32 protein-coding genes and 3 tRNA genes are annotated in these 26853 nt (G+C 61.1%); 14 read left to right on the plus strand and 21 right to left on the minus strand.

The window, feature by feature from the left end:
* Window positions 1–59 precede the first annotated feature (59 nt).
* Window positions 60–1100: a zinc-binding dehydrogenase gene (locus tag HY556_01910; GenBank protein ID MBI4392541.1), complete on the plus strand. Its 1041-nt coding sequence runs from the start codon at window positions 60–62 to the stop codon at window positions 1098–1100.
* Between the two features lie 197 nt (window positions 1101–1297).
* Window positions 1298–2470 carry a winged helix-turn-helix transcriptional regulator gene (locus tag HY556_01915; GenBank protein ID MBI4392542.1) on the plus strand — a complete coding sequence of 391 codons (1173 nt, stop codon included), beginning with the start codon at window positions 1298–1300 and terminating at the stop codon, window positions 2468–2470.
* Window positions 2471–2475: 5 nt separating this feature from the next.
* On the opposite strand, the gene HY556_01920 is transcribed toward HY556_01915, so the two are convergent.
* The 11 genes from HY556_01920 to HY556_01970 form a co-directional block, all read right to left on the minus strand.
* Window positions 2476–3390, minus strand: coding sequence for a 2-dehydropantoate 2-reductase (locus tag HY556_01920; protein ID MBI4392543.1), 915 nt, complete (start codon window positions 3388–3390; stop codon window positions 2476–2478).
* Window positions 3387–4460, minus strand: coding sequence for a tRNA sulfurtransferase (locus HY556_01925; protein ID MBI4392544.1), 1074 nt, complete (start codon window positions 4458–4460; stop codon window positions 3387–3389). Before HY556_01925 ends, HY556_01920 begins: the two co-directional genes overlap by 4 nt.
* Window positions 4461–4729: 269 nt before the next feature.
* Window positions 4730–4814, minus strand: a tRNA-Leu gene (locus HY556_01930).
* Between the two features lie 235 nt (window positions 4815–5049).
* Complete coding sequence (locus HY556_01935) at window positions 5050–5835, minus strand: DNA-directed RNA polymerase subunit D (GenBank protein ID MBI4392545.1); 786 nt, start codon at window positions 5833–5835, stop codon at window positions 5050–5052.
* Between the two features lie 2 nt (window positions 5836–5837).
* Entirely contained in the window at window positions 5838–6230 is a 393-nt protein-coding gene (locus tag HY556_01940) for a 30S ribosomal protein S11 (GenBank protein MBI4392546.1), read from the minus strand.
* Window positions 6227–6901, minus strand: coding sequence for a 30S ribosomal protein S4 (locus HY556_01945; protein MBI4392547.1), 675 nt, complete (start codon window positions 6899–6901; stop codon window positions 6227–6229). Before HY556_01945 ends, HY556_01940 begins: the two co-directional genes overlap by 4 nt.
* A 9-nt stretch (window positions 6902–6910) precedes the next feature.
* A complete protein-coding gene (locus HY556_01950; GenBank protein ID MBI4392548.1) occupies window positions 6911–7492 on the minus strand; it encodes a 30S ribosomal protein S13 in 582 nt (193 codons plus the stop codon).
* 141 nt (window positions 7493–7633) lie between these two features.
* Window positions 7634–8401 carry an ABC transporter permease gene (locus HY556_01955; protein MBI4392549.1) on the minus strand — a complete coding sequence of 256 codons (768 nt, stop codon included), beginning with the start codon at window positions 8399–8401 and terminating at the stop codon, window positions 7634–7636.
* Window positions 8402–9472, minus strand: a complete 1071-nt coding sequence (locus tag HY556_01960; protein ID MBI4392550.1) for an ATP-binding cassette domain-containing protein — start codon at window positions 9470–9472, stop codon at window positions 8402–8404.
* A gap of 209 nt (window positions 9473–9681) precedes the next feature.
* Window positions 9682–9766 (minus strand) — tRNA-Leu (locus tag HY556_01965).
* Window positions 9767–9903: 137 nt separating this feature from the next.
* A tRNA-Ile gene (locus HY556_01970) sits at window positions 9904–9978 on the minus strand.
* Window positions 9979–10216: 238 nt separating this feature from the next.
* Between HY556_01970 and HY556_01975 the strand changes: the two genes are divergently transcribed.
* Both HY556_01975 and HY556_01980 read left to right on the plus strand, forming a co-directional pair.
* Window positions 10217–10711 carry a 3-isopropylmalate dehydratase gene (locus HY556_01975; GenBank protein ID MBI4392551.1) on the plus strand — a complete coding sequence of 165 codons (495 nt, stop codon included), beginning with the start codon at window positions 10217–10219 and terminating at the stop codon, window positions 10709–10711.
* Window positions 10712–10741: 30 nt separating this feature from the next.
* Complete coding sequence (locus HY556_01980; GenBank protein MBI4392552.1) at window positions 10742–11389, plus strand: helix-hairpin-helix domain-containing protein; 648 nt, start codon at window positions 10742–10744, stop codon at window positions 11387–11389.
* A 21-nt stretch (window positions 11390–11410) separates the two neighbouring features.
* Here HY556_01980 and HY556_01985 read toward each other — a convergent pair whose 3' ends face one another.
* The 10 genes from HY556_01985 to HY556_02030 all read right to left on the minus strand — a co-directional run bounded on the left by HY556_01985 (window position 11411) and on the right by HY556_02030 (window position 17930).
* Window positions 11411–12073, minus strand: coding sequence for a translation initiation factor IF-6 (locus tag HY556_01985; GenBank protein ID MBI4392553.1), 663 nt, complete (start codon window positions 12071–12073; stop codon window positions 11411–11413).
* Between the two features lie 2 nt (window positions 12074–12075).
* Window positions 12076–12501 carry a 50S ribosomal protein L31e gene (locus tag HY556_01990; protein ID MBI4392554.1) on the minus strand — a complete coding sequence of 142 codons (426 nt, stop codon included), beginning with the start codon at window positions 12499–12501 and terminating at the stop codon, window positions 12076–12078.
* A 5-nt stretch (window positions 12502–12506) separates the two neighbouring features.
* Window positions 12507–12659: a 50S ribosomal protein L39e gene (locus tag HY556_01995; protein ID MBI4392555.1), complete on the minus strand. Its 153-nt coding sequence runs from the start codon at window positions 12657–12659 to the stop codon at window positions 12507–12509.
* A 4-nt stretch (window positions 12660–12663) separates the two neighbouring features.
* Complete coding sequence (locus HY556_02000; GenBank protein MBI4392556.1) at window positions 12664–13017, minus strand: DNA-binding protein; 354 nt, start codon at window positions 13015–13017, stop codon at window positions 12664–12666.
* A 14-nt stretch (window positions 13018–13031) separates the two neighbouring features.
* Entirely contained in the window at window positions 13032–13484 is a 453-nt protein-coding gene (locus tag HY556_02005) for a 30S ribosomal protein S19e (protein MBI4392557.1), read from the minus strand.
* A gap of 45 nt (window positions 13485–13529) precedes the next feature.
* Window positions 13530–13835, minus strand: coding sequence for a YhbY family RNA-binding protein (locus tag HY556_02010; GenBank protein ID MBI4392558.1), 306 nt, complete (start codon window positions 13833–13835; stop codon window positions 13530–13532).
* Window positions 13822–14148 (minus strand): ribonuclease P, encoded by a 327-nt coding sequence (locus HY556_02015; GenBank protein MBI4392559.1) that lies wholly within the window; start codon window positions 14146–14148, stop codon window positions 13822–13824. The genes HY556_02010 and HY556_02015 overlap by 14 nt, the downstream gene beginning before the upstream one ends.
* Before the next feature lie 41 nt (window positions 14149–14189).
* Window positions 14190–14849 (minus strand): hypothetical protein, encoded by a 660-nt coding sequence (locus tag HY556_02020; GenBank protein ID MBI4392560.1) that lies wholly within the window; start codon window positions 14847–14849, stop codon window positions 14190–14192.
* Between the two features lie 90 nt (window positions 14850–14939).
* Window positions 14940–16604 carry a S8 family serine peptidase gene (locus tag HY556_02025; GenBank protein MBI4392561.1) on the minus strand — a complete coding sequence of 555 codons (1665 nt, stop codon included), beginning with the start codon at window positions 16602–16604 and terminating at the stop codon, window positions 14940–14942.
* 381 nt (window positions 16605–16985) lie between these two features.
* Window positions 16986–17930: a hypothetical protein gene (locus HY556_02030; GenBank protein ID MBI4392562.1), complete on the minus strand. Its 945-nt coding sequence runs from the start codon at window positions 17928–17930 to the stop codon at window positions 16986–16988.
* 1182 nt (window positions 17931–19112) lie between these two features.
* On the opposite strand from HY556_02030, the gene HY556_02035 reads away from it, so the two are divergent.
* The 10 genes from HY556_02035 (at window position 19113) to HY556_02080 (ending at window position 26853) form a co-directional block, all read left to right on the plus strand.
* A complete protein-coding gene (locus tag HY556_02035) occupies window positions 19113–20261 on the plus strand; it encodes a hypothetical protein (GenBank protein ID MBI4392563.1) in 1149 nt (382 codons plus the stop codon).
* 22 nt (window positions 20262–20283) lie between these two features.
* Window positions 20284–21378: an SIR2 family protein gene (locus tag HY556_02040; GenBank protein MBI4392564.1), complete on the plus strand. Its 1095-nt coding sequence runs from the start codon at window positions 20284–20286 to the stop codon at window positions 21376–21378.
* Between the two features lie 260 nt (window positions 21379–21638).
* A complete protein-coding gene (locus HY556_02045; protein ID MBI4392565.1) occupies window positions 21639–21881 on the plus strand; it encodes a hypothetical protein in 243 nt (80 codons plus the stop codon).
* Between the two features lie 127 nt (window positions 21882–22008).
* A complete protein-coding gene (locus HY556_02050) occupies window positions 22009–22647 on the plus strand; it encodes a hypothetical protein (GenBank protein MBI4392566.1) in 639 nt (212 codons plus the stop codon).
* A complete protein-coding gene (locus tag HY556_02055; protein ID MBI4392567.1) occupies window positions 22628–23233 on the plus strand; it encodes a Mov34/MPN/PAD-1 family protein in 606 nt (201 codons plus the stop codon). Before HY556_02050 ends, HY556_02055 begins: the two co-directional genes overlap by 20 nt.
* Window positions 23230–23934 (plus strand): ThiF family adenylyltransferase, encoded by a 705-nt coding sequence (locus tag HY556_02060; GenBank protein MBI4392568.1) that lies wholly within the window; start codon window positions 23230–23232, stop codon window positions 23932–23934. Before HY556_02055 ends, HY556_02060 begins: the two co-directional genes overlap by 4 nt.
* On the plus strand, window positions 23907–24137 hold the full coding sequence (locus tag HY556_02065) for a hypothetical protein (GenBank protein MBI4392569.1): 231 nt from the start codon (window positions 23907–23909) through the stop codon (window positions 24135–24137). Before HY556_02060 ends, HY556_02065 begins: the two co-directional genes overlap by 28 nt.
* On the plus strand, window positions 24134–24325 hold the full coding sequence (locus HY556_02070; protein MBI4392570.1) for a hypothetical protein: 192 nt from the start codon (window positions 24134–24136) through the stop codon (window positions 24323–24325). The genes HY556_02065 and HY556_02070 overlap by 4 nt, the downstream gene beginning before the upstream one ends.
* Window positions 24318–24506, plus strand: a complete 189-nt coding sequence (locus HY556_02075) for a hypothetical protein (protein ID MBI4392571.1) — start codon at window positions 24318–24320, stop codon at window positions 24504–24506. Before HY556_02070 ends, HY556_02075 begins: the two co-directional genes overlap by 8 nt.
* Window positions 24490–26853 (plus strand): DUF853 family protein, encoded by a 2364-nt coding sequence (locus HY556_02080; protein MBI4392572.1) that lies wholly within the window; start codon window positions 24490–24492, stop codon window positions 26851–26853. The genes HY556_02075 and HY556_02080 overlap by 17 nt, the downstream gene beginning before the upstream one ends.

Raw genomic sequence — 26853 nt, forward strand, 5'->3', positions numbered from 1 at the left:
GCCGATGAGGTTGGCGCGCGCGGCGAAGGGGTTTTACGCCCGTCGACGCTTCGAGCGCCGTGGCCGAGACGATGAAGGCCGTGGTCATAGACGAGCACGGCGACATTGAGAGACTGCGTTTCACGGACGTGAGGGTGCCGGTCGTCGGCGATGGCGAGGCGCTTGTCGAGATCCGCGCGGCCGCGCTCAATTTCCTGGACGTGTTCGTCCGTCGCGGGATCCCGGGCATCAAGTTGGCGATGCCGCACATCCTCGGCGCGGATGCGGCCGGCATCGTGCGGCGCCTCGGGGGGGAAGGCGCTGACGTCTCCGAGGGGGACCGGGTCGCGATAAACCCCGGCCTTTCGTGCGGGGCATGCCTACATTGTGCGCGCGGCGACGACAATGTGTGCGTCGATTACAAGATAATCGGAGAGCACGTCCCCGGCACCTACGCCCAGTTCATTTCGGTGCCGCGTAAGAACCTCATCAGGATACCGGCTGCGATGCCATTCGACGATGCCGCGGCCTTCCCGCTCGTCTACATGACTGCATGGAGGATGTTGAAAACGAGAGCGGGCCTTCGCCCTCGGGAACGCGTGCTCGTGCTCGGGGCCTCGGGCGGCGTCTCTTCGGCGGCCATCCAGATCGCAAAGCACCTGGGGGCCCTCGTCGCCGCCACGGCCGGCGGCGAAGAGAAGATGGAGCGGGCCGCAAGGCTCGGCGCCGATTTCGTCGTCGACAGCCGGTCCGACTGGGGGAAGGCGGTCTACGATTGGAGCGGGCGTAACGGCGTCGACGTCGTGATCGACAACGTGGGTCAGGAGACGTGGAAAAGTTCCATCAGGGCCCTCGCGCGAGGGGGAAGATTGGTCACATGCGGCGCGACGACGGGCCCGTTCGCTGAAACCGATCTCCGCCACGTTTTCTGGAAGCATCTTTCCATCCTCGGGTCCACGATGTGCAACATGCAGGAATTCCGTGATGTCATGCAACTCGCCTTCGAAGGCAGGCTCAAGGTGGTCGTGGACAGGGCGATGCCACTAAGTGAAGCCAAGGCCGCGCAACTCATGCTCGAGGAGCGCCGGCATTTCGGGAAGATCGTGCTCCATCCTTGGTGACGGCCGGCGGGCTTTGATTTCGGATGTAGGCGTGCGTCGGATGGCGAGATATTGCTCCGTTCTGGTGTCGGCCGATTAGCTTTGTCGTCGGAAAACGTACAAAAAACGACAAATTTGGTGCCAAGATATCAACCTTGAGGGTGAACGTTAAAGGTTTCATCCACAAATCCCTAATAGGGCCAAACGAAGGTGATTAAGTGAAGGGCATGGAGCGAAGACTCGGCGTCTCAATCCTTGCGTTGGGGCTCATCGTGGGGTCGGCAAGTGCACTTCCCGCGGACGCACCGGCCGCACCCACGGGGCAAACCCACGACGCGGTCACAAAAGTCAAGGCGTTGCTCGAAGGCGCGACCTCGGCCGCGAGCGCTGCCACGTCGGGCGCTCCAGGCACTGCCGCAGGCGCAGGCGCTGCGGCCAGCTCGATCCTACGATCCATTGCAAACGCCGTATTGCACGCTGCCGGCACCGTCGCGGCAGCAATCTCGGACGCAATGATGACCGTCGTTGGTGGCGCGTCGCAGGCCTCGAGGCTCGTCGGCGCCACGGCCGCCATTGCGGGGACCTCTATCGCGTCATCGCTCGCCTTCGGAGGATCCACGCTGGCCGGCGCGGGAAGCGTCGTTCTGGAGATAGGAGCCGCAGCGCTCGCTTCCGTCGTTACGTTCCTGTCGAACGCAGTCTCGATCGTCTCAATCTCACTCGCCTCCGCTGCCGCGGCGCTCGCCGGCGTTCTCACGAACGTTGCAAGCGTCGTGGCCTCCCTCTCACAATCCGCAAGCAAGGCGCGCCTGCAGGTCGACCCGCGGATCGCGGTCTACGGCGGCGCCGCGGTCGCCGGTTCCGCAGGCCTCTGGGCGGTTGCGGACTGGCTCAAGAAAGCGGGGGTGCTCGCCCCGCTTTACACGCGCCTCGCCCCATCACGACTGCTCGACAACGAGGTCCGTCAACGGATCTTCAAGCTCATCGAAGAGAACCCAGGCGTCCACGTGAGCGCGATCCGTGCCGAGATGGGCATCGGCTGGGGGACCACCGTCTACCACCTTTCGAAGCTCAAAGCAGCCCACATGGTGACGACCATGGGATCGGGAAACCAGGTCTGCTACTTCAAGAACGGATCCGGCGTCTCCGCGTCCGATCAAAAGGCGATCCCGCTTCTCAAGAACCCGAAGGCCAAGGCCATCCGGGAATTCCTCACGACAAACCCGGGCGCCACCCAGAAGCGCGTCGCAGACATGCTTGGCATGAGCGCGGCGCTCGTCTCATGGCACGTGGCAAGGCTCGAGGACGCTGGTCTCTTGGAACGCGTGCGCGACGGCCGCGTCACGAGACTTGCATTGAAGACCATCGATCCCGTGGCCGTCGCCGCGTGAGAGCATCAGTCCTTCTTCGTCGACGCCTCGATGCCCTTCACGAGCGCGTGCAGCGTGCGTAGCGTCGGCGTCTCGGCCTTCACGTTGCGGCCATACTCGCAAAGCTTCCCGACGATCTCGTCGATCTCGGTCCTTCGTCCCCGTTCGATGTCCTGGAGCATGCTGCTCTTGTTGTCGCGAGTACGCCTCGCCACTTCCCTCGTCCGTTCTAGAAGGTCCACGCGAGGCAGTCCGACCCCGATCCCATCCGCGACCGTCACGCCCTCCTTCACGGCGCGCTCCATCAATTCCTTCAAAAGAGCGTTGGAAAGCAGTTCACCGTTCTTGAGGCCCGTGATCGCCGTTATCGGGTTGATCCCGCTGTTCACTATCGCCTTTGCCCAGATCTCGCCGACCAGGTTCTCGGTGTACTCGGCCGGGATGCCGCATTCGGTGAACGCCGAGACGTAGTCGCTCGCCCAGCTCTTGCTCTGCCTGATGAGCGGGCCAAGGTAAGTGTAGCCGCGTCCTGCATGATGCACGTGCCCGGGCTCAAGGTAGGTGATACCGTGCGTCGTCACGCCGCCGAACGTCCGACCCTCCCCCGCGTACTTCACGAGGACCTCGATGTTGTTCAGGCCGTTTTGCAACGACATGACGGACGTCGTGGGCCCGATGAGGGGAAGAGCGCCCTTGATCGCGGCCTCGGTGTCGTACGCCTTCACCGCGATGACCAAGAGATCCGGCGTGTCCACGTCCAGTGGGTCGCTTGTGACCTCCGGGTGGGCGACGAGTTGCGTCTCCCCAGTGACCCGTAGCCCCGCGGCCTCGATGGCGGTGACCTGTTCCGACCTGCACACCAAAGCCACGTCGTGCTTTTGCGACAGTTTGGCTCCGATGAAGCTTCCGAGGGCTCCCGCACCCAGGACCACGATCCTCACCCTGAAACCTCCTTGTCCGTCGCCTGGTCCAGTGCCCTCACGGCCAACGCTGCGGCGTCGGCCATGCTGATGAGGTCCGAGGCGTCGCGCGATTGCCCGGTCGGCCATTGACCACGTTTTTCGAACCCGATCCTTTGGGCGAGCCCGTCCAAGTAGTCGTCTTCGAGGGCCAACACGGGCCTCATTATGGGGAACTCCACTTCCGGGTCGATGAGCGGGATCGTGCCGAGCTCGCCCACACGCTCGCCCGTCACCACGGCCGCCGCTTTGGTCCGCCGGCAGATGCCCATCGCGACGGCCACCTGGAACCGGTACCGCGATTCCTCCGAAAGACCTGGCAGCACCGGGACCATACGGAGTTTGAACCGCGGCGCCCAAGCGGAAAGCGTCTTGAGGATCGAGAGCTTCGCTTCCACGCCGTCCTCAAACACGACGGGAACAAGACCGGCGCCGCGCTTCATTATCATCCAACACGCGATCGCCGACTCGACGTCGTCGATGATGCCGACGACTTTCCCCTGCGACGAAAGCGGGAGGCCGCCCGGGCCGGGGAGGATGTGAGCGAACACGAACGCCCGCTTCTGGCGCACTTCCAAATGGATCTCCACATCGGGCTTCGAAAGGTCCACCTTGACGCCCTTTGCCTCATTGGCAAGGAAGATCGCGGACCCGGCTTCGCGTCCCGCATCCATTGACGTGAACTTGTGATCTCCAGTGCGACGCGCACGTACGGCAAAACGTTGGCCGGGCTTGAGAAGCGCCATCGAGTACTCGGCAATGAACGGCTTTATCTCATCCAGCGTCGACCCGCACTCCGACACCGGGCTGAAACTCACGACCCCGAACGTGCGTCGCAGGATATCGGCGCCCCGCTCCTCGTCGGGCGTGACCACGTAGACCCGCCCGTACTCGCGCTTGACGGCCACCTGCACGCCTTCGCGAAGAAACGCGTCCTCGATGTTTCTGCAAAGGATGCGTTCGAACCGGCCCCGGACCTGGTCACTCTTGATCCCCAACTCGCCGTAGCGGACGAGGAAGGTGCGCCAGGGGGTCGACAGGACGGAGACCATGTGTGGGGGAGGATTCAGGCGGAGGTATAAAAGGGGTGGGGCCCGCGCGAATGTAACCGTGGTAGTCGCTCTTCGGATGTATTCTTGCAGTGGTTCAAAGCAGACATCGCAACTGCGATGACTTCGCGCCTCCGGCGCTACGTCATCTTGCCGCATTCTTATCCATCGCCTGCGCTCGGTCAAAAGAGGTGCGGCTGCGATGACTCCGGGCCTTCGGCCCTTCGTCATCTTGCCGCATTTCTGCCGCTCGCTCACGCTCGCGTCAGAAATGCGGGGAGCAGGATTTGAACCTGCGAACTCCTGCGAGACTAGACCCTCAATCTAGCGCCTTTGACCTGGCTGGGCTATCCCCGCTGACCGCAGGCCGGTAGTCCAAGACTTTCCCGGCCGAGGACGCAGTGGACGACCGAAGGGAGTCCACGAGCGCCCGAGCCCGCCACCACGGCGGGCGAGGGAAACTTTCCCCGAAGGGAAACCAATATTCCATTCGCCTGAAGTTGACGGTCGCATATCAAGTATTCGGTGGCGCCAATCTGGAGAGGGCCGATGCGATTCGCCATAGCGAGTCGTGGAACTACGTCTCGGCCCCTTACTTCGCCACCGCGATCTCGTCCACAGCCTTGACCCGGCTCATGAGCGTCTGGATTGCGTGCTGCAAGGCTTCCTTTGCAGTGACCGAGCCGTCCGTCTCGAACCGGAAGATGAATCTCCTTGGCTCGGAGCTTATCTCCACCGCGTCGCCGGCGACGTTCACGCAGTTCATGCAGAGCGTGCACTTCTCCACGTCAACGAGCGTGATATGGCCGTCTTTCTCGGTGATGGCGTCGGTCGGGCAGATCCGGCCCTCCACGGTCTCGGAAGTGTCGCCCTTGATCTTGACGATCGGGTACTCCTTGTACCCGGCACCATGGACGGGCGACCACTTGGCGTGGCGCGTGCCCGTTGCGAGGATCGCATGCGCCTCCAGCATCACGCGCTGGTTCTCGCCGAGCTTCACGATCGGGACCCTTTCGTCCTTCACTGCGAACTTGCGGTCGGCCGGTTGGAGGTCGCTCGAATAGACCATGCCAGGGCCCTCCTTCGAAAGTGTGAAGATGACGGTGCATGTGGGACAGCCTTCCCCGTGGCAGGCGGAACAGGTCTCGCGCGGTTGGAAAAGCTTGAGGTCTGTCGGGATAGGTAGGAGCCCCAACCGGTGGGAGATCATCTCGTCGAACAACGCGGACGTGTTGTCGTAGATCACGACGTCCTCGATCGCGAGCTTCGGGACGTCCGCGACGAGCGTACGTCGAAGGGCGTTCACGAAGGCGTGGTTCACGTCGGAGATGACGAGGCTAGCCTTGGTGTCGGTGAGTTCGCGGATCTCAACTTGCATCTTTACACCCTTCGGCCGCGCCTACCGCCCTTTTTCTTCGTGCCATCGTGCGGCACGGGCGTCACGTCTTCGATGCGCCCGATCTTGACGCCGGCCCGGGCAAGCGCCCTTATCGCGGCCTGCGCGCCGGGACCCGGTGACTTCGATTTGTGACCGCCAGGGGCTCGCACCTTCACGTGCATCGCTTCGATCCCCTTCTCACGAGCGGCCTCGGCCACCCTTTCGGCGGCCTTCATCGCGGCATAGGGGCTCGATTCGTCCTTGGCGGCCTTTACGACCATGCCGCCGGTGCACTTGGTGATGGTCTCGGCGCCGGTGAGGTCGGTCACGGTGATGATGATGTTGTTGTACGAGGCGTAGATGTTCGCGATGCCCCATTTCGTGAGCGCGGTCATTCCGAGCCTGCCTCCGTCGTGGCGGCAGCGGCGGGCGCGGAGGCAACCGAAGCCGGCCGTTCTCTCGGCGGTCCTCTGCGCGGCGGGCCGCCGCGACCGAACTTGTCGCGCGGTTGGAACACCGGTGTTTCAAGGACGATGTTCGCTCGTGGCTTGGGGTGCATCGGGTGGCTGTCCATCGCGACCGCCGAGTCAGCGTGCCAGGCGATGGCGCCTTCTTCGCTGCGTTTCACCAAGTGGCCGGGGATCGTCACTACACGGCCGTTGACCGTGACGTGCCGGTGGACTATGAACTGGCGGCCCTGTTCGATGGTCCCGGCGAGGCCCTTGAGGTACGCCTGTGTCTGGAGCCTACGCGTAAGGATGGCTTCGGTGTTGAGCGCGAGCACGTCGTCAAGTGTTGCATTATCGCTCACGACCCCGAGGGTGTGGAGTCTCGCGAGGAGCTGTTTGGTCTCGCGTTCGACTTGGGCAACGCCCTGCCCTTGGCGGCCCAAAAGGTCACGCGCCTGCCCGCGGAAGTTGCGAAGGAACGTCTGGGCCTTCCAAAGCTCCGTCTTGTTCTTGAGACCGTACTTGGCCACGAGGACGTTCTCCTCCTGGATGCGGGTCCCCTGCCATGGGTGGTTCGGCGTTTCGTACTTCTTCCTCGAGAATTTTGGGTCGCCCATGGGTTCACCTTACTTCTTTGCCTCGGCCTTCTTGGCCTCTGGCTTCTTGCCATCTGGCTTCTTGGCTTCCTTCTTCGCGCCCTTGTCGTCGTCTTTCTTCCCGGCGGCGGCCTGCTGGATGGCCTTGCGCTGCACACCGACGGTGAGTCCGGTGCGACCATTGCTTTTTGAGCGTTGGCCGCGGACCTTCTGGCCGTCCTCGTGGCGGACGCCCTTGTACGACCGGATCTTCTTCATGCGGTTGATGTCGTCGCGCCTTTTTCCCTCGAGGTCCGCGCCGACGAGGTGCATGGAAGAGCCGATTTCGACGTCGAGGGCCCTGTTGAGAAGCCACCGGGGGGCCGTCTCCACGAAGCTATCGACCGCTTCTTCGAGCTTCGCGATGTCCGCGTCCTGAAGGTTACCAAGTTTTTCGAGGCGTCGCACCCCTGCGCGGTCGGCGATGACGCCGGCCGTTCGGATGCCTATGCCCTTGACGGTGGCGAGGGCGAGCTCGACGTGGTGCTTGCCGTTGAGGTCCGTGTTCGCGATCCGGACGATGTACTTGAAGTCCGGTTTCTCCGCCGCGACGGGCGCGCTCTTTTCCGCCATCGTGAATTCTCCTTGGTATTGGATGAAACTGCCATGCTCCGGCGGGTGGAATGCTTAAATATTCCACAGGGGCCACGGCCGGAAATGGTAGGGCAAGTAATACGGCTCCCCTATTTAAGCGTTAGGCGCACCGAAGAGGGCTCAAATCTTCATTCGCGAGAATGCCCACGTGCCGACCGCCATCATGACCAGGGCGAAGCCGCTGATGACCGCGAGGTCGTAGACAAGCGGGAACGCGGCGTGCCCGATCAGTACTTGGCGCAACGCATCGACGCCGTAGGTCAACGGGTTCAAGGCGACGCCAAGCGCGAGGGCGGGTGGGAGGTCGTCGACGGGGAAGAGCCCGCCCGAGAGGAAGAACATGGGGAACGCGATGAAACTCACGACCACCTGGAACCCCTCGAAGCTTTCGAAGAAGCTCCCGAGCGTGAGGCCGATCGAAACGGTCCCGATCGCTACCACGAAAACGATGAGGAGACACGCGACGAAACCGATGGGCGTCACGTCTATCCCAAGCGCGACGCGGGCGAGCACGAGTAGCACGGTCGCCTGGATGAGGACGTCCGTGCACCCGCCTAGGACCTTTCCGATGAAGATGCTCGAACGTGACACGGGCGCCACGAGGACCTCCTTCAAGAAATCGAGTTTCCTGTCCCAGACGATGTAGAGCCCGTAAAACAGGGTGGTGAAGAGGACGCTTTGAAGGACTATCCCCGGGAAGATGAACACCTGGTAGTTCGTCCCCTGTAGTTCAGCGGCCCGCAGCGAGACGGTGTTCCCAAGGCCGCCGCCGAAAACGAAGATCCAAAGAAGCGGCGTGAAAAGCGACGAGATGACCCGTGATCTCTCCCGTTGGAAGATCTTGAACTCGCGTATCCAGATGGCTTGTATCCCCGAGAATTCGCCCACCTAACGTTCCCCCTGCTGGACCGTGCGCATCGCATCGTCCATCCAACTCGATTCCTGCGCACTCTCGTCGCCGCGGATGCTACGCCCCGTGACCGAGAGGAACACGTCGTTAAGGGTGGGCTTCGATACTTCGACGCCCTCGACGTCGCGCGCGGCCGCGAAGATCGCCGCGAGGTTGCGTTCGGCGTTGTCCACCGTTAGCATGACCTCGCTTCCAACAAGCTCCGCTCTTTGCACGAATGGAAGCCTTTCGAAGGGAGCGGTGGCCGGGGCTTTGAGGCGCAGCCTCACGACGTCCCCGCCGAGGCCGGCCTTCAGTTCCTTGGGCGTTCCCAGCGCGATGATCTTCCCTTTGTCGATGATGCCGATCCGGTGGCAGAGCCGATCCGCCTCCTCCATGTAATGCGTGGTGAGGACGATCGTGGTCTCCATGGAGGTGGACATCCCCTCGATGTACTTCCAGATGTGTTCGCGCGTCTGAGGGTCAAGGCCCAAAGTCGGCTCGTCGAGGAACAATACCTTCGGCCAATGAAGGAGGCCGCGCGCGATCTCGAGACGCCGTTTCATGCCGCCCGAATAGGTCTTCACCGCGTGGTCGGCGCGCGCCTCGAGGCCGACCAACGCGAGCAGTTCTGCGATCCGAGGCTTCACCTTTATCCTTGGGACATCATAGAGGCGGGCGTGGAGGTCGAGGTTCTCCCTTCCGGTAAGGAGCGAGTCAAGACTAGGTTCTTGGAAGACTATCCCGACCGATTGCCTGACCCTGTGCGAATCGCGCACCACGTCGAACCCGTTCACCGTGGCCGAACCGCTCGTGGGCGCCTTGAGGGTCGTGAGCATTGAGATGGTCGTCGTCTTCCCCGCCCCGTTCGGCCCGAGGAGCCCGAAGATCTCCCCCTTCGGGATCGACAACGATACGCCGTCGACGGCCTTGATCTCGCCACGTTTCCCGTAGGTCTTCACGAGGTCATGCGTCTCGATGACGGGGTCGGTCAAATCGGGCACGCGGCTCGATGCAAAAGACAGTAATTGAACATTGGGTAACCTGGGCGTCGCGCTCCTCGTCCTCATATGCCGGAAGCCCAGTGGCGGATTCCGCCATGAACCGGCGAATCATTCGCGATGCCTTGCGTCCACGGTGGCCGAGGGGCGCCTAGCGCCCCGAGTGCCGCCGCCTCATCATAGAGATGATACATCTTCTGTAAAAGATGCCGCTGCGATGATTTCGCGCCTTCGGCGCTCCCTCATCTGGCGGCATGGTTCTCGCTGCGCTCGAATCATGCCGGGAGCAGGATTTGAACCTGCGTACTCCTGCGAGAAGAGATCTTGAGTCTCTCGCCTTTGACCTGGCTCGGCGATCCCGGCTTACGGTGCCGACCACCCGTCCCGCGTGGGTATGTCCGAGGCGGCGCGGCACGGAAAAGTGGGCCAAACCGGATCCGTCGTGGGCTCCGCGCTCACCCGCCTCGCCCACTTGAATCCGGTTTATCTTGGGACTTCCATGGGCCAAACCGGATTCGAACCGGTGACCTTCCGGTTATCAGCCGGATGCTCAAGCCTGGCTAAGCTATTGGCCCCGACCCTCGCGAGGGTCGATCGCGCCGAAGGGGTCACTCGCGAAGCGGGCTTCGCTCGGACCCCGACGTGGGCATCTTGCCCAAGTGAACGAACGTCGCCGCGGGGGCACGCGGAAAAAGACGTTACCCTATTTAACCGCTTGCGGGTGGCGCGGTGCCGCTACCATGGAGGTTCCCCTCACGTCTTGGACATCCGCCACGACGCAACGATTTAGTGGGCACCACCGCTTGTCCGCCCATGAAGGTACGTGGGCCAGCGTTGGTCCTAGGGGACGACGTCAACACCGACGTGATGCTTCCTGGGCGCTACTTGTTCGAGTGGGAGACCCTGGGCCAGCACGTCCTTGAAGGGCTCGGGTCAGACTACCCGGCGCGGGTGCGAGGCAAGAAAGTCATCGTAGCCGGCAAGAATTTCGGTTGCGGGTCTTCACGCGAGCAGGCCGTCATGGCGTTCAAGCAGGCGGGCGTCGAATGCATCGTGGCCAGATCGTTCGCACGCATCTTCTTTCGAAACTGCGTGAACCTGGGCCTTCCCCCGCTCACCGCCGACGTGGACGTGCCGGACGGCGCCCTGCTCGAAGTGGATCTCGGGACCGGGACGATCACCGACGACTCGACCGGACGCGTTTGGCAAGCCAGGCCTTTGCCTGCGAATGTCCTCGCCATAATCAAGGACGGCGGGCTCATCGCGCACCTCAAGGGGAAACTTTCAAAAGAGAAAAGCCAGAAGTGATTTTAACAGCCTGGCATCTAACCATGTCACATGGAACTGACTGAACTTCGAGGCCTCGGCCCGAGGCGCAAGGAGGCCTTGGAAAAGGCCGGCATCAAGACGGTCGAAGAGCTCGCCCACGCGGACGTGGACGCCCTCGCGGCACCGACCGGCATATCCGCGGACCAACTACGTGATTGGCAGGCAGAGATCAAGAAACGGGGGACGAAGGCCCCGCAAGCGGCGCCCCCGAGCGTCGAAGAGGTCGTGAAGGACGCGAAAGTGCTCGCAGAGAAGGCCACCCGCCTTGCAGAGGCGAAGGCCGAGAAGATGCGAGTCATCCTGAAGGACAAGGCCGAACGTGCGCGCGTCCGCGTGGGCGAAGCCGTCCACGATGGCGTGCCGATATTCACATTGAAGCGCGGCGAGACCGAGGACGCGGTCATCGCCAGGATAAAGGCCGATGCCGTGGTCTTGCAGGAAAAGGCCGACACGGCGCTCGTGAAGATCGGAGAGGTGTGGCACCGGGAGGTCCCGATATTCGAGGAGAAGGTCCAGAAGGCGGGAGAGGGTGCGAAGGACCTCGTCCGCGAAGTGCGGGTGACCGTCGACGAGATCCAGGAAAAGAAGGTCCCGGCGGACCAGGCGATAGGCGGCCTGTTCCAAAGGATGAGATCGAAGATAGGGTCGGCCAAGTGAGGCCGCGGCCCCAACGGCCCCCTAGATGTAGCCCAGTGCGTCCTCGATCCGATTCAGTTCGGGCCCTGTCGTAAGCCGTCCGATGGCCGCCCCTCGGCTGTTGGCGACGAGGCCCGCGCCGACGAAAGGCGCCCCCCGGTTCACCGTCCCTATCTCGGCGGGGACTTGCAGCGCTGCCTCGACCACGTCTATCTCCTCGGGCGTTATCTTCGGATGACAGAGGACCCCCTTGTTCGTCGCGATGGCCGCCGAGCCCACGGTGTTGAGGCCCGCGATGGTCCCGCGTAGGCACGGGACCTCCAAGGTGCGTGAGATCTCGGCGACGAGTTCGTCCTCCACTTCGGGGTTGACAAGGCCGCCGAGGTCGTTCACAAGGATGTTATTGCCGGCGGCGTTTCGCGTCCCTCCGAGGACCATCACCTTGAGCCCAAGGCGCGTGAGGAGCTTCGTGTCGGCCGCCGTCCCGAAGTCCGCGATGACGGCGCCGTGCGAATTCATCGCAACGGCGGCTCCGAGTATCTGGCTGCCCCCAAGCGTGAATTGCAGAACGTCGACGTCGAGCGCTTTCTTGAACTCCTTGAGCGCTTCCTCGGTAAGGTTCGGCGGGGCGACGGCCATCCGCTCGGATGCCCTGGAAAAGACGCCCAAATAGGGGCTGCCGAGTATCTCGAGTTGGACCAGCATGGTTAGGCTAGCGCCTTGGGCTGGTCGGTTTTTTCAGCCGCTGCGGCCTTCTTCCCCTTCGTGGACTTGCCCTTCGCCGCCGGTCTGGTTTTGGTCTCACCGGCCGAATCCGCCTCGGCGGCCGCGTCCTCGGGCTTTTTGCGCTTCGAGCCCGCGGTCTCCGCGCCTTCCTCGGGAAGCGACACCTCGACGACGCCGTCCTCGAACTTGATCATCTTCACGCGGATCCGCGGCGGCGGCTTTTGCATAGAGCGCGCCCAGACGACCTCGTTCACTGGGTTGTCGATCCAGATCTTGTCCGCATCCGCCTTCATGTGGCGCGAGGCGAATTTCCTGATGAACGTGACCGCCCGCTCGGCGCGTTGCGTCCTTGGCACCGTCTTCGCGGTCCGGAGCGGTATGGTGTAGATCCTCTCGTCTTCTGCCATTGTTATCACTTCTGGAGTCTTGATCGGCGCCAATGGTGCCGCTTCGGGTGCGATTGGAAGCGCCGCGACGTCCTCATCATGACCCAGGCTGGGACCCGTCGGTTCGCTTTCTGGGTCTTGGCGAGTCGCGTCTTCTTTCCTAGGGATTTCTTGCCCATCGTTTCACTTCCCGCGACGCTCGATCCGGGTCTCCCGCTTCTTGGGGAGGAGCCTCTCGATGAGGACCCGGAGCGTCTCGTCGTCTATTTTCCGTTGGATGCGCCCGCTTTGTGCGAGCGCGATGAGCTGGTTCTCGATGGCCGCACCGACATCGGGCCGGGCCATCGATATACGCGTCAGCCGTTCGCGCGCCTCTGGCTCGAGTATCTGGCGGAGGATCTGCTTCCTCTGCGCGTCCGCCTCGGCCCGCGCCGCCGCCTGTTCGGCAGCCTGCGCCTCTTGGCCCGCGGCGTTCTGTTGGAGCTGCGCGAGGCGACGCTTGCGCAATTCCTCCAGTTCCTCGTCGTTTCCGCCCACTTCCGGGCTCACCTCTAGTATTTCGCCAAGGCCGGGATCGTCGTGACCAGGGCCTCGGCGACCTCATGGGCCGCGGCGTCGCAGAGTTTCCTGCCTGCGGCACTTACCACGCGGCCGTCGCCTTTCTGGGTCATGACGAGGCCCGCCGCCTCGAGCTGTTGAAGGGATTCGCGGATGATGCTGCCCGAGCCGCTCCGTGCCCGGTTGGGTGCCGCGCCACGGTCACGCGTGCCGCCGTACTCTGCGCGGAGTTTCGAGACCCCGATGGGGCCCATCGTGTAGACTTTCCGAAGCACCGCCGCGACGCGGCCATGCCACCATTCGCGGTCGTACGGCGCCTTCTCCCGGTGAACACCGGTCTTCGCGAATGGCGCCCACGCCGGCGTCGCTATCTTGTCGTTGACGCGAAGCTTCTCAGTGACCTTCGCGATGAGCATGTCGGCGGGAACGTCGTAGACGGTAGTCATTTATACACCCCGTGGCCGCTGGGGGATTCCCCTAATATCGAACCCCTATTTATCCCTATTGGGGCCAGTGATTTGCTTCGTGCGGTGGGCCCGGAAAAAGACGGCGGTGTGGCCCCGGATCTCCACTAGTTCGCAACCGACGACCTCGGCGAGGCGTCCTGCCAGCACCGATTTTTCCTCGCTCTCGCGCGCCGTCGCAAGGAACCTGACCTTGACGAGCTTGTCCGTTTCGAGGCGTTCGTCGAGTTCCTTCACGATGCCTTCGGATATTCCTGCCTTGCCTACTTGGACCATCACGGGCAGTTCGTTGGCGCTTGCCCGCAGGCGTCTCCTCTCTTCACCGGACAGCATGTTTCGACCTCCGGCCGATGACCGTCCGACGCACGTCGCCGCAAACGAGACACGTGCGCACGAGTCGCCCCGCAAGCGTCCTTGCCCGAAGAGTGCTCCCGGCGACGAGCGGCATGTTGCACTTGCGGCAGAAGGCGAGCCTCATCGTGCGGCTGCGGGCCTTGTAGCGCATGTTGATGCGCCGCGCAAGCTCGCCGTAGCGCTTGGCCCGGTCGGCCTTTCCGTTGGACAGCGCCTTCGCGGAAAGGGCCGCGAGCTGGTCGATGCGAAGAAGCGCGATGTCGCGCTCCAAGCCCTTATCACGGCGGGACACGCCGCGCCAATCGAGGCCCCTCCTCTTAAGGGTGTCGCGCGTCAGGCGGTTGCCTCAAGGCGTATATCGTCCACACCCCACCCGCCGAACGACTGACTCTCGAAAACGGACCAGAACAGGACGTCTATGAAGTCCACGGAGGGGGCCCGGACAGTGTAGCGGAACCGAAACTCCACATCGTCCCCGACGAATCCGGAGAGGTCGACGGAGCGCTCTGTTGCGAACAGGACGCCCCCGCCCCAGACGAGATTCCCCGTGACGAAATCGACCTGGCTCCATTGGCCGCCCGGCGCGCGGGCCTCCACGATCATCGGTGCCGTCGATTGACCTTGGACCTTGTAGTACAGGGTCGCTGCCGTCTTCCCCGCAAGATCGATCGGTTCAGCCGGTCTTATGGTCGCATCTGTGCCTGGCGCGTAAGCGAACCCTGCAATGCCTGCCGTGTTCCTCACGCCACCGTACCAGAAGTGCGTGCCGCTCGTCGGACACGCGAAGAGGCAGTTTCCGAAGAGCACTTCGCGATGGTCCCAGCCGGCTGCGAGGCCGGTGGTGCCGCCGTTCTCGACGGTCCATTTCGAGGGCCCGGACTCCATGTCGTCTGAAAACATTAGCCCCGATGGCGTCACGACACTGACCGTGAACACCGCGCCATCCGAGCCGGAGCCGTCCGAGCCGATAACGAGTACTGTTTCCTCGCCCACGTTCGCATACGTCCAGGAGACGGAGGCTCCAGATGCGTCCGTGATCGAATCACCATCGAAATCCCATGCATAAGCGTAGGCCCCGTAGACTTATCCGCCCGTCGCTTCGGCCGTGTATAAGGTCGGGACGCCTGCGACGATGCTCGCGGGGATAGCCGGTTCTACGCTTATGGGCCCGGCATCTGGCTCCTCTGCGTTGAGGACCAGCGGCGAGCCCGTCGCCGTGGAGGAGAGGACCGCGTTCCTGATGCTCAAACCATCGCCATGTCGAAGAGCCGCGGCCGTCGCCCTCGACGCATCGATGAGCCCGCGGCCGAGCGCGAACCCATCGGCGGCATAGGTCTTGCCGGAAGGCATCGAGGCAGTCTCACGCAGTAACTCCTTCACTTCCGCTGGAGAGAGGTCCTGGTTCGCCTGGAGCAGCTGCGCGACCACGCCGGCCGCCAAGGGCGTCGCCATCGACGTCCCGGTGAAGGACGCATACGGGCCGACGATGATCCCCTCCTCTTCCACGGTGAATGGGGTCGGGACAGGGACCACCATCTCGCTTCCAAGGAGAAGGGCGTCCTGGGCGTTCCCGTAGTAAGTGACGGGACCGGCCAAAGCCGCCGTGCTTATCAAGTTCGTCCCCACGGCCGCAAAGTCTGGCCACGTCCTTTCCAGGTTCTTCTGTCCCCGGCTCGAACTGCCATCAACGTAGGTGAGCGCCTCGTTCCAGTTCGCCACACTGATGACCTCCGGGATGTTAGCCCACGTGCTGGTGGAAATCGTGTTGCCGTCGCCGCCGCTGTTTCCCGCCGCGAACAGGACGACAAGCCCTTCCTCGTTGACCAGTTTTTGCGCGGCCTTCGTCACCGAGAAATCGGGTTGCCAATCGCCGGCTCCCCCCCAGGAGTTGGACACGATCCGGATGCCGAGTTCCTCATGGTGCTGGTAGATGTGGTCGAAAGCAGCTAGCGCCAGCCCCACGACGAGCGCTTCGCCCGCCCCGTAGCCGACTAGGAACGATCCCGGCGCGGATCCCTTGTACTTGCCTTCGGACGCGACTGCCTTTCCTGCCGCCGCCCCGGCCACGTGCGTCCCATGCCCGCCCGTGTTATCCGTGTGCGCCATGGGGATTGCCAGCATGTTCGCCTGGACCGGGCCGTCGAGCGGCGAATTCGCCACAAGTTCGACGGAGTCGCGGCCGACCACCTTGTAGTTCGCCTTCGTGGTCCATGGCTTGCCCGTGGCCTCGCCGAGGTCTTTCAACAAGAGGTCGGGGTGGGTCGCGTCGATGCCGGAGTCGACGATGGCGATCCCGATGCCGCTCCCGTCGATGCCCATGGCGACGGGCGTCGACGAGCCGTTTGCGGCCCAGCGTGTGTGCGAGCTTGTCCACAATGGTCTTGCCCCGACGGCCTCAGTCGCCGTGTCAAGAAGATATGGAATGGTCCGGTCGGCCTCGACGAACTCCACGCCGCTTATGGACGCAAGGCTCGGGGCCAGGACGGCGGGGCCCGTGACGAGCACCGTGGGAAGGATCTTGTATGTCACAAGCGGCGTGAATCCGCGCTCGTATAGCGCCTTGAACTGCGCGGGGCCCGGAGGCGACGAAAACCGGACTAGGATCGAAACGGACTCGCCGGCACGTTCCTCGGCCCACGACGAAACGAGCGGGTCAAGACGACCTTGCGTAGGCGATCCATCGGTTGCGGTCACGATTGCTGTCGGAATCACCAGTATGAGAGTTAGGAACACTGCCCCCGGTTTCACTTTGCCAGCCTCCATGGGGAGGACCTTGGAGGGGTAATCAATGTTTCTGTGGCGCAAGGTCGGTGACACACCGCAACGGCGGCAAGAGTCCATACGAATTGCCAACATGATTTGCCGGGCGTTGGACGGAATGCTCCTGATGGCATTCGACTTCGATGACTCGCCTGCGGCTCGTGATCTTGCCGTCGGCCGCTTTGCGTCCGACGGACCCAGGGACCTGGCTTCAAATCGAAATGCTCCTGCCGGGAAGTAGCCCTATGCTATACTTGATAGGCGAAGCGACAAAACGCGGAAAAACGGCATGTCGATTCGGGCCCTGAGCCGATGGGGGCTGCAAGGCCCCCTCTTTCTCCCCTTGTGTCCGCATAGCGTCGGTCGCGTTCACGGGTTGCAGGCGGGGCACTTGCCTCCTTTGAGGCCGACCGATTCCAGCGCTTGAAGCCCTCTGACCAGTCCACCACTGGCCTCTTTCGCGGCATCGTGCGTTGCGCGCAGCCGCGCCATAGCGTCAGCGAGTCCGCGCCTTTCTACCATTTTGAGGCAGACGGCCTTGAGATCCACCAACTCGTCGCGTTGGCCCATGGCGAGAATGGCTGATGCTTTCCAACGGAGTTCGGTCTGTGGCGCGCCGCGAATCCGATTCCCCAAGATGTCGTCTATGGCTTGACCAGTCTCGCGACCCACGTCAAGGTCATGATCAAGTGCCTCCACGGCGCTGGACGCGTCTTCTCGGTATTCATCGCTGGCCACGTAGCTGAAGAGAATCGACGTCAGAAAGTCAAAGCGCGCCTGCCCACCTTGCAGTGATTCCTCGCCCGCGTCCTTCAATCCATCTTCAGCTTGAAGGAGGGCCATGGCCCGAGCGCCTTCCTCACGCCAAGCGACGACGAATCCAGTCACGGCCTGTTCCGCCCCAAGGCGAAGTTCCCGATAGGTTGCGTCATGACTTTCCAACCAAGACCAGTGGGGTTGCGGGAACCGTAATTCATTCCGGGGCGTTGGACCGGCGAATACCCCTGCCCGTGCAAGACCGCTTATCATTCTGTCAAAACCGTCCATGGACCAGTGCTCGCTGACGTACGGTAACGTAGCCGATGTCACGCGATTAGCGAGTTGATTCAAATGAGTCTTTTGTCGGTCTCTTTCCTCCGATAGACGCGCATTCACATAGGGCACAACGATCGAGCCGACGAGAAGTGACGGAAGGCCCCACAAGGCCGATGCGAGGGGCTCGATGCCGCTTTGAACAAGTAACCAAAAGGTGCCAAAATATGCCAAAAGCCCGCCAGTCAATCCGGAGGCATCCGGAACCAGCAATTTCGGCATCACGGCCATAGAAGCGAGCGGCCCTAAGACCATTGCGCCGTGGGGCCCCGTACAACTTCAAGAAGCCAGGCCCATGGCGGCGAAGGGCATGCAGGAAAAGACCGTTTCCTCACATGGGAAGATCCGGGAACGAGAGCTACAGCACTGTCCGAATTTGCCACGATTCTAAGATAGGGAATGCGACGACGAACCCCCCGAAATAGGGGGGAGCGGAACATGGACGCCGGCACGAAGCCTATTTGAAAGGGGCCAAGAAGGCCCCTTCTTCCCTCTTTTTTCCCCCAGAGCCCAGTTCTACGAGGCGTTCGATGGCGGGGGGGGGGGACGACCAAGAGCGGAAGCGTTGCATATCGACCGAGGCCCTAATCGAATTGGGGCCGGCCACGGCCCCAGCGTGTGTCGTGGAACTGTTACCGAATGTCGCCTCGTGCCAGCATGTTGCGCGAGGAACTCTCAATGGACAAGGCGGAATCCGGCTCCACAGGGAATCCAAAGGTCCGCGCGCTCGCCCAATGGGCCTCAAACGACACGCCCTGAAAATGCACATACATTCCGTTGTTCGGGCGATCAAGACTTTGCCCTTGGGGAATCGACTCACGTGAAGGGGTAGACGGAACGTTTTGGTTCTAGCAGCTCCGCCGAAAAGACCGTGGGCCGGGGGAAAAGACAATCCACGAATTCGCAAAAACAGTTGCACGTCAGAAAGCGCCAGGAACCGTCGCCAAACGCCTTGACGCGGCCGTGAAGGGCCGACTCGAAACGGACCCGGTTGCTATAAATAGCGATGTTTCTTATGAGGATTATGAAGATTAGGATGATGAGGATGAGCATGAGGGATTTAGACCTGCGTCGGGGTTCTTCTACAAAGCGGTGTACGAATTGAGAATGCGGAAAATCAAGCGGATTTATTGCTTGAGACCCTCATGCAAGAACGACTGGACGCCGCGGATAAAGAACAGGTTGCCAAAGGAATGCCCTGATTGCAAGGGCCGTCTCAGGCCCGGAAAGTATCGGGTCGTGTATGCACAAGAGGATGATGGAAAATGATTCGCCGAAATCAGCTAAGTGGGTCGATTGACCTGCGATTCTTGCGTTTCCTGGTTCCTCGATGGAGTCTAGGCCCTTCAAAAGACTTTCCGGAAAAGCGCTTATTTTTGCGCCAGATGGTAGGTGCCTGCTAACATGGATCCTGCGTTGAAGGATTTGCCAGACGTCGCGCCAAAGCTGGCCCAGTTTGTTGCGGAAACCGCAGCACGCCCACAGAGCACAGAACATCTCACCGGGCTTTTACGAGCCCTCGAACGACCAATGGAAACAGGAGGCGCCCACGGGGTCGCGGGAAAGGCCTACCTGATGGGACTTTTCGCAGACCGCGCGATTGAAGGGCTCATCGAAGAGGATTATGTGCCTCACCGCGACCTCCGAGAATTCTTCCAGGCGCTAGGCGCAAACTACAATCGTTTGATTACGAACGATTGGGAGTTGCCGTTGGAATGGACCGAGTTACTCGAATCATACCAGAACGCCCTCATGGCCGCTGACAAAATCGACAAGCGCACGCTCCAAACCTTCGATTACATGGTTCCAATTAGCCACCACGATAGCGTCGCGGTAAAGGTATATCTCGCGCCAATCACCGGGCCATTCAAGGTCTCGGGATACAGTTATCCTTATTATCTTGACCTAGACTCGGCGCTTGCCGATCCAAAGAAAATTGAGGCCGTCGTCGACGCTTATGTGTGGAAGCTTCGCCTTCTTGAGGAAAAGATGACGGCCGAAAACGGCGAAAAGATTGATAAGATTTGCATGATAGCCAAGAGGAAAGGGCCGGTCGGGGCGTTGTCACTGGCAAGCCACATTGCCGCAAAATTCGAACGCCCCGCCATGGTGTTCCGCGAGCGCGAGGTCGAAAGACCCCACAAGCTCCAAGGTGCGCCGCTCGAGCCAGGTGACCAGATTGCGATTGTTTATGACCTTAGTGTCGGCGGAGGAGGAATTGAAAGCGCTGCTGAATATCTGGTCGCAGAGGAGCCTACTTGCCGCGTCAGGGGCGCAGTCGTTCTGTGTGATTATGGACACCGCGCGAAAAGCCGACTGAAGGCCAAGAACATCGACCTAAATGCCATCGCCACACTGACACCGGACGATTACCGCGCAATCCGGGAACCTCAGTTGAAACGCGAAGCCGAAGGGCTCGATCAGGCCCTTCATGACGGCCGCTTGACAGAACAAGAATATTTTGAGCGGCGGGGAGCGCTTAAGAACGATTTCGCTGACCTCGCATGGTTGAAGTTGTGTCCCACGTATGATTCCGCCCAGTCCACCGAATGACCCAACCGACTTCCAAGCTGCCATGGCGACCGTCAAGGGCGACGTGCTTAACAAATATCAAACGGAGGCAAGCGTAGATCCGTTCTTTGAAGCGGTTGTTGACTTCTTTGTTGTTCGTACGGCCACACGGTTTTACCAGGCTCACATGGAAAACAGACCTCCAGACGATTCCGAACTTGAACCTGCGTTTGACACTTCGTTGCTCATGAATTACCTTCCAAAGTATCCCCAGCTTCCATCCGTCTTCCTTATTGATTTGCTTGTGCAACGGTACGTCACTCAAGACCGAGCGAAATTGTACAAGGTTGCGACCCAGTTAGATGGGAACGGGGGTCTCGTCATTGCCGGCGCGGGAATCTCATACGGGCCTGGCGTCGGAATCGCGTACCCGGAGATGGTGCGCTCCTGCGCGAAAGGCCTAGGGATTGACGTAGTCGAAAGTGACCCCGCCTCTCCGCATCTTCTGGAACCGTGGTGCCGTGCCCTTGAAGAGAAAGGTCTTCAACAACAATTCCAACTTGAGTTTAAGAACGCCAGCGAGGAATGCAACCCGACACGGGCACATGATTGGATAAGCGCATGGCAGTATGGAGGGGTCGTAGACCACGTAGCCACCACAAATTGGGACGACCTCTTCGAAAAGGCGTTCGAAAAAATCGCGAGCGCCGCGATCCTGAGAGGAAAATTACCGGAGGTCATTATTGGGAACCAGACGGCTACACTTACACGCGTCCTCTGGAAGTTGCACGGTTCCGTGCGCCAACCAAATCAACCTTGGATCCTTTGCCATAGGAGCACAGTTGCAGAAGCCCTGAAGGAAACCTACCGAAAAGGCCACAAGAGTCATTGTGTGCTGGTAGTCGGCTCTCGGCTCGCCGACAGTGCCCTCAACGAGTTCTTAGAGGTCGAGATGCGCCACAAGGTGAAGGGGCGAGATATGCTCCGAATTGAACCGGCCGAATCGTCAAAGGCCGACCCTTGGGTTGTGGTCCTGTCCGCTGACATCGCCTGTGAGATAATAGGTAAACACATGAAAAGCGGAAAAGCTAGCCACATTCTTGCGTGGATGGAGCACCTTCATGCCGACGCGTCCGGTATGAAGAAAGTGGCATCCTAGGCGCGGACAGCGAAGCCCGTACGTTCCCGCCTTCACCGCTTGGACATCGGTCTGGTCTTATCGCTCCCTTTGGCGGCTCGGTTCGGAATGGTTCGAAACAGCGACCCTTCTTTTCGACCCGAATTAGGGCGCTTCGGATGAGCCCGGGGCAAAGGTTCTAACCTCTGGGCGAACACGAATTGTTTTGCCCGCTAGGGGCAGATGGTGAATGCACGAAGATCGTCGTAACACCGACAATCGGAAACACGGAGCCAGTACCGTTGGACGTGAATCCTTTGGATTCCGTCCGACAAGTGCGCGACAAGGCGGCAACGACCATGCTGGTCGAGAACGACTCAATCGAACTCGTCCACAAGGGAGAGAAGCTGCCGCTTGACGCGACGTTGCAGAACGCCGGCATCACCGAGGGAACCAGCCTCAAGGCGATGCCGGTCAAGCAATATGGGTACCGTTTTCTTGGATTTTCATCCCGAAAAATTTACCCAAAATCTCGGCGATGCTGACGACGGCGACGTGCATCCTTTTTGTATCAAGAAGCCGCAAACTCCTCCTGCCCATCTCGGGCCGGAGAATTGAAAAAACGTGAAACTGCGTGTATCGTCGAGCATTGGAGTTGGGAAGGATTGTGAGGTGGATGCTGAAGCCCTGGAGACCGTTCGGCAACTGAAAGGACGCGTCGCCGAGATTCAGGCGGTGGACGCGGACTCCATCAGTCTTGCGCACAAGGACCAGACGCTTCCTGATGGTGCCACGGTGAAGAACTGTGGCCTCAAGGAAGGCGACAGCCTCAGCGTCATCCCACGCGATCCCAAAGGGGGCCTCAATGGAGTGGGCCCCTCTTCTCCTTTTTCCAATAACATCCTGAAAAACAGGCTTGTAGTCGAAGCGCAACGCATCCACGACGCCCGCATCCCGCTCCGCGCGGTCACGCCCCTCGAATGGACCGCTACGCTACCGGGCCGGGGACGGTGGAGGCACCAGACTTTCCAGATAACGATCCTTCTCCCGTACAACTACCCGGCGCGGCCGCCGATGGTCACGTTCGTGACGAAGCCTAGCCCACGGCACCCGAACGTGAGCGACGAGGGCTGGGTGTGCTTGAACTACTTGCAGGACTCGTGGACTCCCGTCCACAACCTCGTGAGCGTCTACCGTGGCCTCGAATGGCTCCTCGAGAACCCGAACTACCACCACCCCTTGAACTTCGACGCGATGCCCCCGATGGACCTGGGGTTTGGGAGGTTTTGGCGTGCCCTCACCCGCATATAACGCCATCATGGGCCTCCTCATCGGCGGCCTCGTTCTAGCCGGGTTTCAACTTCTCAAAAAGCGAAATGAACACGACAAGGTAACGGAGATCACGCTCAAGGAGCACCCGACGACGGTCGCCGAAACCGACCTCGCCAAACTCGCGAAGACGGACACCATCCTGATCGATCCGTCCGTGGTCGCGCTCATCTTCGCCTGGGCCGCCAACCATCCCAAGAACGAGGTCGGCGCCCTACTCATCGGCCAACCCGATGGAAGATTCCTCAAAATCCATGACCTGGTCCGCGCCGAGAACGTGGGAACGGCAACCGAGATTGATTTCACGCCCCGGGACTTCGAGCGCGCACGCGCGAAGACAGGGAACGGTCGCATGGTCGTGGGCTGGGCACACTCGCATCCCACGTACACCGCCTTCATGTCCGGAACCGATCAACGGTTCCAATCGCAGGGCCAGGGCCTCTACCCGGACTACGTTGGACTCGTCATCGACCCGTTCAGGCCACGGGGCGTGGAGTTCGCCTTCTACCGCGTCACGAATGACGAGGTCGTGCAACTGCCGCACCACTACTGGAGGCGCTCAGAGTGAAGCATGAACGCCAGACGCTTATCAAGGGATGGGACCAAGCGGCCATCAGCCGGGCTTCGGTGCTGGTGGCGGGGGCGGGCGCCATTGGGTCCGCCCTCGTCACCATGCTCACCCGACTAGGCGTTGGCGCGATCACCATCATCGACCCCGACAGGCTCGAAGCGCAAAATCTGGAGAATCAGGCCTACGACGAGAGCGACCTCGGGAAATCGAAGGCATTCGCGCTCGCCGAGCGGATGCACCGTATCGACCCAGCGCTCCGCGTCACGCCGGTCGCGTGCCGGATTGAGGACTATCGGGGACCCGTTGACGCGGATTACTTGTTCGGTTGCTTCGACAACGTCGCAGCGCGCCACTACATCAATTTCATGGCCGTCACCGGCGGGAAGACGCTGGTTGACGCTGGAATCGAGAACTTTTGGGGCGCGATTAAAACCATCATCCCAGGCAAGACCGCGTGCCAAGGGTGCCTTCCGACGGTCCAGTCGAGTGCAGTGAAGGCGTCTTGTTCCAGCGACCCGATTCCAAGCACGTTCGTGACGGCAAACATGGCCGCAGGCTTGCAGGCGATCCAGTTCCTAAAACTGGTACGCGGCGAACGGGTTCACTCGTACGTCTACTTCGACCTCGCCCGCAGTACCCTCTACAACTACGATTACAAGCCGAACCCCAAATGCGAGATTTGCGGGGGATCGACGTGACGGGTATCGTCGACCGAATCGCTTCGCAGTTCCTCTTCACCTTCGCACTGATGGGTGACCTCATGCTGAAGACGCGAGTTCCGTTGCTCCTTCCTTTGGCGTTGCTCGCGTTGGTCTACGTGTGGCCCTTCGCCTTGTTCCTCATCTTCTGCGCATGGGCGTCCGTGGGGAAGACGGAGTGGTTGGAGAGGTATCGACGATGAAGACCATTCCGGCCAACGTGCGACTACTTCCCTGGTGGCATGTCTTTGGCCAAGGCCTCATCGTCGGCCTCCTAGTCGGCTTCTTCGTCACGTTCAACATACTGCTACTGGTACTCGTCGGCGTCGTCACCCTGGCCTACCATGTGGAGTACGCGTGGCGAACCGAGTGGAGGAAACAGCGTGGCTGACTACTCGCCCCACGTCAAGATCCTCACGTTCTTCCTGATCCTAGTCCTCACGTACTTCATCATGGCCTTCACCTTCAACATCGAGAACCTCTGGCGAAGCCTCATCATCGTCATCGCCGTCATCGTCCTCGTAATCACGGTCCTCGCACGCTTCGGAGGCAACCTTGGCGGGACCGACTAGAATCCTAGGCTTCAACCCGAAGCAGGCCCAGCACAAGGTTCCCTGGATCCCCGCCGACTGGATTCTGACGATTGATCTGGATGGCGTGCCGCGGCTCTACTTCGACTTCTGGCGGACCGGCCTGCTCGGGCGGGAAAGGAACGGGAAAATCCAGCAACGCGCGATTGAAGCCTTGTCGAGCGACTACGTTCTTCACGCCAGGCCCGAAGCGCCACCACAAACGAACCTCCGTTACGCCTATTCGTGCACGTACTCGAACGACCGCCTCCCGGAAGCCTGCATGACCCTACTCCAACTCGGCATCAAAACGCGCCTCCACCTACTCGTTCAAGACCGTGGACATCTGGCGAGCTTCGCCGTCGCCACGGAGCGGCCCGTGCCCCACGTGCTTCGTCAATTCTTCCGCGACCTCGAAGAAATCACGTCCCAAGATTTCGAAGCCGTCGCGGCCGGCCACACGCTGCGACCCAAGCACCTAACGCGATTCACGCTACCAACTCTTCCGGGTCTTCTCTCAGCAGCGCCAACGGTTCTTCCGCTCGAGTCCTCGACGCCCCCGCATGGCGCGGCAATCCAGCTGGGCGAAATTCTGAGCCCCATCAACGGCAAACCCATCGGGCCCGCTTTCCTCACTCTTGACGCCCTGAACCATCATGTATTGGTCGCTGGAACGACTGGCGCAGGAAAGACGAACACCGTCCTCCGCATGATCCAAGAGACCCACGGTCAAGTCGAAGGGATACTCGTTTTCGACGTGAAACAAGAATACCGAACCCTGCACGCTTCTCTGAACGCCAAAGTCTATGGCTTCACCGGTCGAAACCTCCTCACCCACAACCTCCTGAAACCAAGTGGCCCGCCCGCGCAATGGGTCAAGGAATTCTCATCGATCTTCAGCGAAGTGATCAATCGCTACGTCCCGGCTGTCGGAAGCAAGGACATCGTGGCCGAAACCCTCGACAAACTCTACCGGGAACGAGGCATCTACGAAGACGGAGTCAACTACCCACACATCGGAGACCTCATAGAAGCACTTGAAAAGAGGCCCACGAGCGGCCGGGAAGCCGGATGGAGCTCGTCGGCGCTACGCGTCCTTCGCTCGCTCATGATCGGCACCACTCGACAGGCCTTCTGCGTTCGAGAAGGAATCGCCCTCGAAGCACTCCTCAACGGAGTAACGGTCGTAGAACTCGACGGCCTCGGAGATCCCGCAGGCAGCGCGCTTCTCGTCAGCGTCCTTCTCCAAAAAATACGCGACCGCCTCCAACGCGAAAAAACGGAAGGCCTACGACACCTCATCGTGTTCGAAGAAGCCCAACACTTACTCGCACTCGGGCAAGAATCCACGTCAGTCCTCACGACCACATGTCGGGAAATACGATACCTCGGCGTCGGACTAGTCTTCGTGACCCAGATGCCGAACGAGTTCAGCAAACACGCCCTCGCAAACGTCAACACCACCATCATCCACAAACTCATCCGACCACAGGACCAGCACACGGCCGCCGCTCTACTCCGACTAAACGACGACGCGGAGGACGCCCAAGCACGGCTTGGCGTGGGACAAGCCCTCGTTCGATCGGACGCGCTCAATCTCGTCCAAATCCCCGAAATCCAGCGGCCCGAAGTAAGGGACGTTGACCTGTCCCAAACAGTCCCAAACCCCGAAGAGCGGTCCCCAACACATGCGGAGCGCCACGAAGTCGAAAAACGCCTCACAAGGCTCACGCCTCGCGATTGGGCCGTCTTCAACGCCATCGCCGGGTCCCGGGCAATCAGCCCACGCGCCATCCGGGAACTCCTCAAGCGCAGCCAAAGCGCCGTCAGAGCCAGTCTGACGAGACTCATCAACCTCGGCCTCGTAGCCTACCTCGAAGCCAAAACCAACGAAGGGAGACCACCAAGCATCTACTTCCTACGCCCCTACGGCACCGACGCCTACACGATGAAAGCCGGAAGGTCGCCAGATCGAATCCACGCCGCCGCAGCGGACCACAAGGAACTCGTCGAGGAAGTAACCCGTATCCTCGGAGTCGAACGAATCCCGGACCGACACTTTGACCTCCTCTACGCCGCCGAAGGCCACGAACGAGCAATCGAGATCGAAACCGGCGCCAACAAGAACGACCAGATACTCATCAACGTCACCAAATCCATCGAACTCCAAGGAGAGGCACACTTTGTAGCCGCCGACGACACCACCCTCAACAGAATCCTCCAAATCACCGCCAAGCACAGCTTCGACACGAGGACCATGATCGCAGTCAATGTCACGACTCTGAACGAGATTCGAACGGGCCGATGGCGCGCCTACACGTTTGAGACCGAGAAACCCCAGACTACGTGA

The organism is Euryarchaeota archaeon, assembly GCA_016207515.1.
In the GTDB taxonomy this organism is placed as follows: Archaea; Thermoplasmatota; SW-10-69-26; order JACQPN01; family JACQPN01; genus JACQPN01.

Coding starts and splice junctions, on each gene's coding strand:
- HY556_01990 (MBI4392554.1), bottom strand. CDS start 12,501: ATGGCAGAAGACGAGAGGATCTACACCATACCGCTCCGGACCGCGAAG.
- HY556_01950 (MBI4392548.1), bottom strand. CDS start 7,492: ATGGCGGAAAAGAGCGCGCCCGTCGCGGCGGAGAAACCGGACTTCAAG.
- HY556_02010 (MBI4392558.1), bottom strand. CDS start 13,835: ATGCTGTCCGGTGAAGAGAGGAGACGCCTGCGGGCAAGCGCCAACGAA.
- HY556_01995 (MBI4392555.1), bottom strand. CDS start 12,659: ATGGGCAAGAAATCCCTAGGAAAGAAGACGCGACTCGCCAAGACCCAG.
- HY556_01940 (MBI4392546.1), bottom strand. CDS start 6,230: ATGACCGCGCTCACGAAATGGGGCATCGCGAACATCTACGCCTCGTAC.
- HY556_02040 (MBI4392564.1), top strand. CDS start 20,284: ATGGCGACCGTCAAGGGCGACGTGCTTAACAAATATCAAACGGAGGCA.
- HY556_01935 (MBI4392545.1), bottom strand. CDS start 5,835: ATGCAAGTTGAGATCCGCGAACTCACCGACACCAAGGCTAGCCTCGTC.
- HY556_01960 (MBI4392550.1), bottom strand. CDS start 9,472: ATGAGGACGAGGAGCGCGACGCCCAGGTTACCCAATGTTCAATTACTG.
- HY556_02035 (MBI4392563.1), top strand. CDS start 19,113: ATGGATCCTGCGTTGAAGGATTTGCCAGACGTCGCGCCAAAGCTGGCC.
- HY556_01925 (MBI4392544.1), bottom strand. CDS start 4,460: ATGGTCTCCGTCCTGTCGACCCCCTGGCGCACCTTCCTCGTCCGCTAC.
- HY556_01975 (MBI4392551.1), top strand. CDS start 10,217: ATGAAGGTACGTGGGCCAGCGTTGGTCCTAGGGGACGACGTCAACACC.
- HY556_02065 (MBI4392569.1), top strand. CDS start 23,907: ATGCGAGATTTGCGGGGGATCGACGTGACGGGTATCGTCGACCGAATC.
- HY556_02030 (MBI4392562.1), bottom strand. CDS start 17,930: ATGCCGAAATTGCTGGTTCCGGATGCCTCCGGATTGACTGGCGGGCTT.
- HY556_01980 (MBI4392552.1), top strand. CDS start 10,742: ATGGAACTGACTGAACTTCGAGGCCTCGGCCCGAGGCGCAAGGAGGCC.
- HY556_02070 (MBI4392570.1), top strand. CDS start 24,134: ATGAAGACCATTCCGGCCAACGTGCGACTACTTCCCTGGTGGCATGTC.
- HY556_01985 (MBI4392553.1), bottom strand. CDS start 12,073: ATGCTGGTCCAACTCGAGATACTCGGCAGCCCCTATTTGGGCGTCTTT.
- HY556_02005 (MBI4392557.1), bottom strand. CDS start 13,484: ATGACTACCGTCTACGACGTTCCCGCCGACATGCTCATCGCGAAGGTC.
- HY556_01945 (MBI4392547.1), bottom strand. CDS start 6,901: ATGGGCGACCCAAAATTCTCGAGGAAGAAGTACGAAACGCCGAACCAC.